This is a genomic window from Pseudomonas sp. DWP3-1-3b3 (genome assembly GCF_049896305.1).
Lineage (GTDB): Bacteria > Pseudomonadota > Gammaproteobacteria > Pseudomonadales > Pseudomonadaceae > Aquipseudomonas > Aquipseudomonas azotoformans_A.
Window position 1 is genome coordinate 1 of record NZ_JAFCUA010000028.1, and the last position, 695, is coordinate 695.

The following is a 695-nucleotide window of genomic DNA, read 5'->3' on the forward strand; positions in this document are numbered from 1 at the left end:
CTTTGCAGCGCTTGATGTTTTCGGTGATGCCCGCCTCTTTGCTGGCTTTATGCAGCAGCTTCTGAATAGCCTGTTCAGCTTGCTTGAAGGACTTTAACTGCAAGGCTAATTCATCTTTCAAAAGCGGCTCGCTCGACCAACTTAGCGTGAGGCTCACGCGCAAGTTGATGAGTTCCGCGCGTCTGTGCAGCAAGCTTTTCAAGACCTTATAAGCCTGTGGGGGTGGGCTCCAGAGACGCAGTCGTGCTTGCTCGCTGGTCAGATAACGAGCCAGCAAACGCGCATCACAAGGGTCGGTTTTCGCACGCTGGCCAATGCTTTCACGGTAATGACTGAGCCGATAAGCATCAACAAGGTAAACCCGATGCCCCATTTCATGGGCCAGTTCAGCCATATCCAAGTGGTAAGTGCTGGTGGCTTCCAGGGCTATTGAGCTGTTCGCAGGTAACGTTTTGAGCCACAGGTGAAGAGAGTTTCGGTCATTGGCGATAGCTTGAATGGCTTGGGTGTCCTCGCGATAAGCGACAACTTCCGCCTTGGCCACATCGCCACCTACTACCGTTGGTGAGTTAAGGATTGTCATGACGAATCCTCGGAGCTAGGGTTTAGGTACTTGTCGGGGTCTACCCAGCGCTGGCTTGCCTCTATCGTCGGTTTTCCCGATGAATTCCTTATCGGCGCTTTTGGTAGAAAGG

1 protein-coding gene is annotated in these 695 nt (G+C 52.7%); it reads right to left on the reverse strand.

Features of this window, described 5'->3' with window-relative positions; translation table 11 throughout:
* On the reverse strand, positions 1-583 hold a 583-nt coding region (locus ACP7BX_RS30855; protein ID WP_426161340.1), incomplete at its 3' end, for an IS110 family transposase.
* Positions 584-695 lie beyond the last annotated feature (112 nt).